11 protein-coding genes are annotated in these 8,957 nt (G+C 65.0%); 4 read left to right on the forward strand and 7 right to left on the reverse strand.

Annotated features, from left to right (window positions below; all coding sequences use genetic code 11):
- Positions 1-4: 4 nt before the first annotated feature.
- Together ACIPPQ_RS01560 and ACIPPQ_RS01565 are read right to left on the reverse strand one after the other, a co-directional pair.
- The gene (locus ACIPPQ_RS01560; protein ID WP_446542454.1) at positions 5-295 is read right to left on the reverse strand and encodes a hypothetical protein; all 291 of its coding nucleotides are present in this window, start codon (positions 293-295) and stop codon (positions 5-7) included.
- 64 nt (positions 296-359) lie between these two features.
- Complete coding sequence (locus ACIPPQ_RS01565) at positions 360-1,892, reverse strand: class I adenylate-forming enzyme family protein (RefSeq protein ID WP_446542455.1); 1,533 nt, start codon at positions 1,890-1,892, stop codon at positions 360-362.
- A gap of 87 nt (positions 1,893-1,979) precedes the next feature.
- On the opposite strand from ACIPPQ_RS01565, the gene ACIPPQ_RS01570 reads away from it, so the two are divergent.
- From ACIPPQ_RS01570 to ACIPPQ_RS01585, 4 genes are all read left to right on the forward strand, one after another.
- The gene (locus tag ACIPPQ_RS01570) at positions 1,980-2,693 is read left to right on the forward strand and encodes a response regulator transcription factor (protein WP_446542456.1); all 714 of its coding nucleotides are present in this window, start codon (positions 1,980-1,982) and stop codon (positions 2,691-2,693) included.
- A 144-nt stretch (positions 2,694-2,837) separates the two neighbouring features.
- Positions 2,838-4,370, forward strand: a complete 1,533-nt coding sequence (locus ACIPPQ_RS01575) for an acyl-CoA synthetase (protein WP_446542457.1) — start codon at positions 2,838-2,840, stop codon at positions 4,368-4,370.
- A gap of 4 nt (positions 4,371-4,374) precedes the next feature.
- On the forward strand, positions 4,375-4,992 hold the full coding sequence (locus tag ACIPPQ_RS01580; protein ID WP_446542458.1) for a 2-hydroxychromene-2-carboxylate isomerase: 618 nt from the start codon (positions 4,375-4,377) through the stop codon (positions 4,990-4,992).
- Positions 4,989-5,792, forward strand: a complete 804-nt coding sequence (locus ACIPPQ_RS01585) for a crotonase/enoyl-CoA hydratase family protein (protein ID WP_446542459.1) — start codon at positions 4,989-4,991, stop codon at positions 5,790-5,792. Before ACIPPQ_RS01580 ends, ACIPPQ_RS01585 begins: the two co-directional genes overlap by 4 nt.
- Here the strand turns inward: ACIPPQ_RS01585 and ACIPPQ_RS01590 are convergent.
- From ACIPPQ_RS01590 to crcB, 5 genes are read right to left on the reverse strand one after another with little or no spacing between them, the layout of a single operon-like run.
- Complete coding sequence (locus ACIPPQ_RS01590; protein ID WP_446542460.1) at positions 5,789-6,478, reverse strand: ATP12 family chaperone protein; 690 nt, start codon at positions 6,476-6,478, stop codon at positions 5,789-5,791. The two genes, ACIPPQ_RS01585 and ACIPPQ_RS01590, sit on opposite strands and share 4 nt — an antisense overlap.
- The gene (locus ACIPPQ_RS01595; RefSeq protein WP_446542461.1) at positions 6,475-6,711 is read right to left on the reverse strand and encodes a hypothetical protein; all 237 of its coding nucleotides are present in this window, start codon (positions 6,709-6,711) and stop codon (positions 6,475-6,477) included. Before ACIPPQ_RS01595 ends, ACIPPQ_RS01590 begins: the two co-directional genes overlap by 4 nt.
- Entirely contained in the window at positions 6,708-7,328 is a 621-nt protein-coding gene (locus ACIPPQ_RS01600) for an FMN-binding negative transcriptional regulator (RefSeq protein WP_446542462.1), read from the reverse strand. The genes ACIPPQ_RS01595 and ACIPPQ_RS01600 overlap by 4 nt, the downstream gene beginning before the upstream one ends.
- A complete protein-coding gene (locus ACIPPQ_RS01605) occupies positions 7,328-8,563 on the reverse strand; it encodes an RluA family pseudouridine synthase (protein WP_446542463.1) in 1,236 nt (411 codons plus the stop codon). Before ACIPPQ_RS01605 ends, ACIPPQ_RS01600 begins: the two co-directional genes overlap by 1 nt.
- Positions 8,560-8,940, reverse strand: a complete 381-nt coding sequence (gene crcB, locus ACIPPQ_RS01610; protein ID WP_446542464.1) for a fluoride efflux transporter CrcB — start codon at positions 8,938-8,940, stop codon at positions 8,560-8,562. Before crcB ends, ACIPPQ_RS01605 begins: the two co-directional genes overlap by 4 nt.
- Positions 8,941-8,957: the final 17 nt, after the last annotated feature.

Consider the following 8,957-nt stretch of genomic DNA (forward strand, 5'->3'; position numbering starts at 1 on the left):
CTAATCAACTATCTAATCGGATCAGCTCGCGATCAAAGCGATCCGCGAGTTCGAGAAATGCTCTTGCCCACCCACTACTCATACTCAGTTCTTGAAGCGGGCCGGTTGGGGCGAATAAAACAGCTATCTGCAATCTATCTGGCATCGAACCTACCCGCAGTTCCGCCCCCATCTCCGCGAGCGCATCGTTTCGGCCTTCCCAGCCGGACCAAGAGAAATCATTGTCCGGCTGAGATACAGCTGTCATCGCATCTTCAAATACTTTGACCAGCGCGGAAAAGCGTTCGGTATCCATCCTCAAGAGCTATCACAAGTTGACTGCCTTGCAACGTCCGCAATCGGTCGATTGCGGCCGATCGCTACTTGGCGTAGGCGTCGCGTAGCTCGCGCTTCAGCACCTTGCCGATCGGGCTGCGCGGCAGTTCGTCGACCACGGTGATCGCGCTCAGCCGCTGGGTCTTGCCGACCTTGGCATTGCAGTCGGCGCGCACCGCCTCGGCATCGGCGCCGGGTTTGAGCACGACGAATGCGACCGGCGTTTCGCCCCATTCCTCGCTCGGCATCCCGACCACCGCGGCTTCGACGACGCGCTCGTCGGCGATGAGAATAGCCTCGAGGTCGCTCGGGAAAATGTTGAACCCGCCCGAAATGATCATGTCCTTGGCGCGGTCCATCAGCGTCAGGAAACCATCCTCGTCGATGCGGCCGATATCGCCGTGACGATAGAAGAGATTTCCGTCGGCGTCGTACCAGTGCATCGCCTTCGTCGCGTCGGGGCGGTTGTTGTACCCCGTCATCATCGCCGGCGACCGGCCGACGACTTCGCCCACCGATCCTTGCGGCAATTCGTTGCCATCTTCGTCGATGACCTTTGCGATATGCCCGGGTGCGGGTTTGCCGACGGTGTGGAGCTTGTCGGGGAACTGATGCGCTTCGAGGATGAAGGCCGCCCCGCCCTCGGTCATGCCGTAAATTTCGACGAGCCCGCCGGGCCAGCGCCGCAGGACATCGGCTTTCAGCGCCGCCGGGAAGGGCGCCGAGGTGCAATATTTGACGACGAAGCTCGACAGGTCGAAGCTTTCGAAATCGTCGAGCGCCATGATGCGGCGGTACTGTACCGGGACCAGCATCGTGTTCGTCGCGCGCTCGCGCGCCGCGAGTTCGAGAAAGCCGTGCGCGTCGAATTTCTTCATCAGCACGACCTGCCCGCCCGACCCGACCGTCGGCATGAAGCTTGCCATCGTGGTGTTCGAATAGAGCGGGGTCGACAGGATCGTCACCGCGTCGGGGCCATAGGCGGGCGCGCCGCGGATGATATGCTGCCAGCGCATCGCATGGCTATGGACGATGCCCTTCGGTGTGCCGGTCGTGCCCGACGAATAGATGATGTTGAAGCCGTCTTCGGGCAGGATTTCGACCGGAGCCGGTTCCGTGTCCGCCGGCGAAAGCCAGGCATCGAGCGGCGTGCCGGCGTCGCTGCCGTCCATTGCGATCAGGTCGCTGGCGGCGATGGCATGGCCTTCGAGGCTCGTCTTTGCCGCGCTGTCGAGGAACAGGTGGCGCGCGCCAGTGTCGGCGATCATCGCTGCCATCTGCTCCCCCGTCGCGCTGTTGGTGACGAGCCCCGCGACGCCTCCGGCGCGCAGCGTGCCGAGGATCACCGCCATCTGCTCGACGCTGTTGAGGCCGGCGATCGCGGTGCGGTCGCCTTTTTTGAACCCGTCCTGCTGGAGTCGTGCGGCGATTCGGTCGGTTAATTGATCCAGATCGGACCAGCTCAGCCGCCGCGCCGGGTCGGCAGCCGCTACGGCATCGGGACGTTCCGCAGCATGGGCGCGGACAAGGTCGGGCAGGGTGGCAAAGTCGCCGTCAAGCATTTCGATACTGGTCATGCCTATGGACTAGCACAGCCGAAAGGCGGTGCAATGCCGGTGGGGCGGCGGGGCGACAAGATGTTGCGTCGACGACGGGGGATGCGGATGGCATCATCGGATATTGCCGGGATGGGCGACAGGAAGTTGCTGGTCGCCGTCTACCATCCGCTGACGGTGCGAACCGATGCGCTGATGGCCGCAATCGGTGCCGCCGGCCTTTCGGTGCAGTTGCTGCCGCACCATGTCGACGGGCTCCGTACATGGGTCGACAGCTGTTTCGACCTGCTTCTGGTCAATCCCTTTCTCGACTGGCAGGAGCCATTCGAGTTTGTCCGCGTGGCGCGATCGATCGCGGGCCGGCGGCCGATGCTGGTCGTATCGGATCGTGAAACGCTTGACGACCGGATGATCGCGCTCGGCGCGGGCGCGGACGATGCGGTCGGCTGGACCGACAATCTTCCCGAGGTGTTGGCGCGCATCGCCAGCCTGCTTCGCCGCAGTCGTATCGCCGCCGGCCAGCTGGGCGAAGGCGAGCTGCGCATCGACCTGATCGACCGGCGCGTCGAACGCGCGGGGCGCCTGATCCGCCTGCCACTTCGCGAGTTCGACCTGCTCGCCAATCTCGCGCGCGTACCGGATCGGCCGCTGTCGCGTGCCGCGCTTTTACGCGCGGTGTGGCGGCTGGATTTCGATCCGGGGACGAACCGCGTCGAGGTGCACATGTCGCGGTTGCGCGCAAAGGTCGATCGCGGCTTCGACTGGCCGATGCTGCACACGATCAAGGGCATGGGGTACACGCTGCGGTCGCGCCCGGACTAGCGTTGGCATCGCCCGATCTTGCGCCGCAATTTGCCGCTTCTTGATCGGGGTCCTGTCACGAGCCCCAGCTTGCTTGACCGAAAGTTTCAGGTTGCTACTGATCTTCGACATAAAGAAAGCAACGATTCCCGGAGATGATGCCCGATGCACCCCTCAGTCCACGCCCGCGCCAATCCTGACAAGCCTGCGATCATCGTAGCCGAGACCGGGGAGGCCATCAGCTATGGCGAACTCGACGCCGCCTCGAACCGGGCCGCGCAGCTCTTTCGTTCTCACGGGCTGGGGCATGAGGATGTGGTTGCCTTCATGCTGGACAATACCCCGCATTATTACGGGCTCACATGGGGGGCGCAGCGCGCGGGCCTCCGCTATGTCTGCATCTCGTCGCGGCTGACACAGGACGAAACCGACTATATCCTCGAAAATTCGGGTGCCCAGATCCTCGTCGTGTCGGCGAGTCTTGCGGGTGCCGCGCAGCAACTGACGACCGGGATCAAACGATTTGCGATGGGCGGCGATATCCCCGGCTACGAAAGCTGGGAGGATGCGGTCGCCGCGATGCCCGCAGCGCCCGTCGCCGACGAGCGCGCCGGGGTCGACATGCTCTATTCGTCGGGCACCACCGGGCGGCCGAAGGGTGTGCGCGTCCCGCTGCCCGAAGATCCCGCGATCGACGCGGTCAACAGCCTCGTCATGCTCGCCTCGGCGGTGTTCCAGATCAACGCCGACAGCATCTATCTGTCGCCCGCGCCGCTCTATCACGCGGCGCCGCTGCGCTGGTCGATGACGATCCACCGGCTTGGCGGCACCGTCGTCCTCATGAAGAAATTCGATCCCGAGGCGGCGCTGGCGCACATCGAAACATATCGCGTGAACGCCAGCCAGTGGGTGCCGACGCATTTTGTGCGGATGCTCAAGCTGCCCGAAGCGGTGCGCAGCCGCTACGACACCTCGTCATTGAAGGTTGCGATCCATGCCGCGGCGCCGTGCCCCGTCCCCGTCAAGCAGGCGATGATCGACTGGTGGGGGCCGGTCTTGTTCGAATATTATGCGGGGTCGGAGGGCAATGGCATGACCTTCATCTCCAGCCCCGACTGGCTGACGCACAAGGGCAGCGTCGGTCGCCCGATCCTCGGCACCGTGCATATCGTGGGCGAGGACAATGAGACCGAGCTGGGTCCGGACGAGGAAGGCACCGTTTTCTTTGAAAGCGAAAATGTCTTCGAATATCATGGGGATAGCGAAAAAACGGCGTCGAGCCGCAACTCGAAGGGCTGGTCGACCCTTGGCGATGTGGGCAAAGTTGATGAAGATGGCTTCCTCTATCTGACTGACCGCAAGAGCTTCATGATCATCACCGGCGGGGTGAACGTCTATCCGCAGGAGATCGAGAACCACCTCGTTACGCATCCTAAGGTCGCCGACGTCGCGGTCGTCGGGGGTCCGCACGACGAAATGGGCGAGGAGGTGATCGCGGTGATCCAGCCCGCCGACATGGCCGATGCGACCGAAGCCTTGCGCGACGAACTGATTGCCTATGCGCGAGAAAAATTGTCGGGGGTGAAGATCCCGCGCCGCATCGACTTCATGGAAGCCTTGCCGCGCCATGACACCGGCAAACTCTACAAGCGCCTGCTGCGCGACCAATATTGGGAGAAGGCGAAGGCAGAGGTCTGATCCGGTGACCGCGCGCGTAGAATTCTTCTTCGACCTCTCGTCGCCCTGGACCTGCCTTGCGTTCCATAACCTGCCGGGGATACTCGATCGCGCGGGCACGACGGCCGCCTACCGGCCCATCCTGGTCGGCGGCGTGTTCAACGCGGTGAACCCCGCGGTCTATGCGGCGCGCGAGCAGGCCGACAACCGGCGGCTGACGCATAGCTGGAAAATCTTGAAGGACTGGGCGCGGCTCGCGGGCGTGCCGATGAATTTCCCGTCGCAATGGCATCCGGCAAAGAGCATCGCCGCGATGCGTTTCTGCTGCGCGATCGAGGATGATCAGGCGGCGCTCGTGCGCTTCGCGCGCGGCGCCTTCGCGAGCTATTTCGACCGGCAGGAAAATCTCGACGACCCTGTCGTGCTCGCGTCGGTTGCCGATGCCGAAGGGCTGGATGGCGCCGCGTTGGCGGCCGCAGCAGACACCGATGCCGTCAAAGCCCGGCTGCGCGCGAATACCGATGAAGTCATCGCACGGGGCGGCTATGGTTCGCCGACCATCTTCGTCGACGGCGACGACATGTATTTTGGAAACGACCAACTGCCGCTCGTCGAGGCAGCACTTGCAAGGACTCTCCCATGAAGGACCGTATTTCGATCACCATGCTCGAGGGCGGCATCGCCGATGTCCGGCTGATCCGTGCCGACAAGATGAACGCTCTCGACCCCGCGATGTGGGAGGCGCTCGCCAAAGCGGTCGACCAGCTCAAGGCGGCCGCGGGCCTGCGCGTCGTGGTGCTGTCGGGCGAGGGGCGCGCTTTCTGCGCCGGACTCGACCTGTCGAGCCTCAGCAATGATCGCGACCCGGGCGCGAGCAGCGCGGGCGGCAACCTGTCCGACCGCACGAAGGGCATCGCGAACAACGCGCAATATGCCGCATGGGGCTGGCGCGAAATCCCGGTGCCGGTGATCGCGGCCGTCCATGGCGTGGCATTCGGCGCGGGCAGCCAGATCATGGCGGCGGCCGACATCCGCATCGTCCACCCCGACACGCGTATCGCGATCATGGAGATGCGCTGGGGCCTCGTCCCCGACGTCGCGGGCATGGCGCTGTGGCGCACGCAGGTCGCCGACGATGTGCTGCGCGAGATGATCTACACCAATCGCGAATTCAATGGGTCGGAGGCCAAGCTGCTTGGCTTTGCGACGCATGTGTCGGACGATCCGCTGGCGCGGGCGATGGAACTGGCGGCGGTGATCGCCGACAAGAATCCGCACGCGATCCGCGGCGCCAAGCGCCTCTGCAACATGCTGGCCGACGCGAGCGACGCCGAGATACTGCAGGCCGAAAGCGACGAGCAGGTGAAGGTCATCCGCACGCCGAACCAGATGGAAGCCGTGATGGCGGGGATGCAGAAGCGGAAGCCGAATTTTACCGATTAGAGCAGGGTCAGGAACTGCGCCGCATTGTCCCAGTCGCGCTTGTGTGCGGCGCGCGCTTTTTGCGCGTCGCTATCGGCGCCCCAGCGGCGTTCCTGATAGAGGTCGTCGAGGCTTACGGCGCTCCACAGGCTCTCGGCGTCGAACGCGTTCTCGATCAGTGCGAGGCCTGCGACGAGCGATCCGCCGATTGTTACCATCGGGGTCAAAGCCGTGATCCGCCATGCGTCCTGCGCAAGAACGGCGTCCTGCAGTGCGGCAATTGTCGTGACGGGCTGGTCGACAGGCAGTACGCCCTGCGCCAACGTGAATTCAATGCCGTATCGTGCCTCGGCCCAAGCCAGCAGCGGGTTCCACGCCGCCGCCTGCTCAGCCTGCAGCGCGGCATCGCGCGCATCGCGATAGCAAAGGAGGTCGCTCTCGGCATAAGCTGCGATCGGCGCCGAAAAAGCGATGAGGTCGGGAGTGGCGAGGTCGATCGCGGCGTTGGTCAGCCCCGTCATCGGCATATGCGCGGGGTCGATTGTCTCGCCAACATCGCGCCATTCGGCGGCGATCGCCTCGGCGAGTGCCGCGCTCGCGACCGCCAGCGGTGCGCGCTGCGGCGTGCGCACGGGCCGGCCATCGAGCGCGATGCCCCACCCGCCGCCTTCGTCGACGACGGCAACCTCTTTCCAGAAGCGTTTCACGAGCTTTTGGGCGAGCGCCAGCGGCGCGCGAGCAGCAGCGGCATGACCGCGAAATCGAACGCGCCGATCAGCACGACCGCAACCCCGATCCAGCGATCGGTCGGCTGCCCCGCGAGTTCCCATCCGCCGCGGATCAGCACGAAACCGAACAGCACAAAGAACGCGCCCATCAGGCGCATTGCGGTGATGGCAAAGAAGCGTTTCTTGGCGAGGCTGTCTTCGGCTTGACTCATGCGCCCTCCCTATCGCCGCCGAGGTGGCGCATCAACTGCGCGAGTGCGCCATGGCCGGTCGCCTCGATGCCCTCGATGACGCGAGCGCGCTCGTCGGCCGACTTGTTTTGCGATAGCTTGATCGTCGGACGCCACGCGGTGATGCGCATCTCGAATCCCGTGATCGCGCCAGTCATCTTGCTGAACAGCGCCGGATTCATCTTGCCGCGCGTCCATGGCGGGTTCGCGCCAACGCGTGCTTCATGGTTTGCCGACAGCGTATCGAGCTGCGCGACCAGTTCGGTGTCGTCGAGCCTCCGCGCTGTCCCCTCCATCTCGATCGCGACATAATTCCATGTCGGCACCTGGTCGGCGTCTGCATACCAGCTCGCGCTGACATAGGCGTCGGGGCCCTGCACGACGGCAAGCGCATTCGCGCCATCGAGGTGGCGCGTGAGTGCGTTGCCGCGCGCGAGGTGGAATTGCAGCGTGGTCCGGTCGTCGCTCAGCACCACCGGGGCGTGCGCGACGCGCGGGCCGTCGGGGGTGGCCGCGAAAATCGCGGCAAAGCCGATCTCGCGCACCAGCAGTTCGGCAAGATCGTCCTGTCGCGGACGGAAGGCGCTGTTGGGATGCATCAGCTCGCTTTGGGCGGACGTGCCGGATGTTTCTTCGCTGTCGGCCGTTTGCCTGCCAGTTTCTTCGGCGCGGGCTTGCCTGCTTTGGCTCCCGCTTTTGTCTTGGCCTTGGGCTTCGCCTTGCCGACGAAGTCGGTCGGCTTGCTGTCGGCGGTGCGCCCGCGCCGCTCGCCGCGCCGTGCCTTACGGATCTGCTTGCTGTGCGCCTTTGCCTGCGCCTTCAGCGCCGCTTTGGGCGGCGGCCCCTTTTCGCCCGCATCGATCCCGACTTCGCCGAGCAGTCGGTCGAAGCCCAGCGCGTCGAGGCTCGCCGCGAAATGTTCGGGCACCTCGGCGCTGATATCGATCGCGCCGCCGTCGGGATGGTCGATCCGCAGCCGGCGGCTGTGGAGGTGCATCTTGCGGCTGATTGTGCCGGTCAGGAACGCACCCTTGCCGCCATATTTTCCGTCGCCGACGATCGGGTGGCCGATCGCCGCCATATGGACGCGCAGCTGGTGGGTGCGGCCGGTGAGCGGCTGCAGTTCGACCCACGCCGCGCTGTTGCCCGCGCGTTCGATCACGCGGTAGCGTGTCTTCGACGCGAGGCCGCTGTCGTGGACGTGCATCTTTTCGCCGCCCGATCCCGGCTGTTTGGCGAGCGGCAGGTCGATCTCGCCCTGCTGGATGTCGGGCACGCCGACGATGATCGCCCAATAGGCCTTCCTTGCGCTCCGGTTCGAAAAGCTCTTGGCGAAATAAGCCGCGGCGCGCGGGGTGCGCGCGATCAGCAGCGCCCCCGATGTGTCCTTGTCGAGCCGGTGGACGAGCTTGGGGCGCGTCGGACCGTCATATTTCAGCGCGTCGAGCAGGCCGTCGACATGCTGCTCGGTTTTGGTTCCCCCCTGCGTCGCGAGGCCGGGAAGCTTGTTGAGCACGATCGCGCTCGCGTCGCGGTGGATCACCATCCCGGTCGCGAGTTCGATGTCGGCATCTGTCAGCGGGCGGCCCTTGCGCGCCGGGCGGGCCTCGGTTTCGACCGGCGGCGTCGGCATGACCAGTTTCTGGCCCGTCGCGATGCGGTCCGATACGTCGGCCTTCTTGCCGTCGAGGGTTAGCTGCCCCGAGCGCGCCCAGCGCGCAAGCAGCGCGTGTGGCGTCCCTTCGCGGTGGCGCTTGAACCAGCGGTCGAGGCGGATGCCGTCATCTTCCTCTGCGATCGTCGCGCCGTCGAGCTTTGCCTTGCCCTCGCTCATGCCGGCACCTGCCGCACGAGGAGAAGGCCAAGCCCGCAAGCGGCGATCGCGCCGATCACCGACGCAAGGACATAGGCGGCCGCCTGCGCATTTTGACCGCGTTCGAAAAGCATCCAGAATTCCATGCTGAAAGAGGAAAAGGTGGTGAAGCCGCCGAGAATCCCGACGCCGACGAACAGCCGCGCGGTTTCGCCGCCGTCGCTGCTGCGCGCGAGCAATCCGATCAGCAGACCCATCAACAGGCTGCCGACGATATTGATCGACAGCGTCCACCAGGGGAAGCCGGCGCCGAGCCGCGCGAGCATCGCCTGCCCGACCAGATGGCGGGCACCGGCACCGATCGCGCCGCCGATCATGACGGGAAACAGGCTGTTCATGACGCTCGCCCTAGCCG

The organism is Sphingopyxis sp. LARHCG72, from assembly GCF_052871675.1.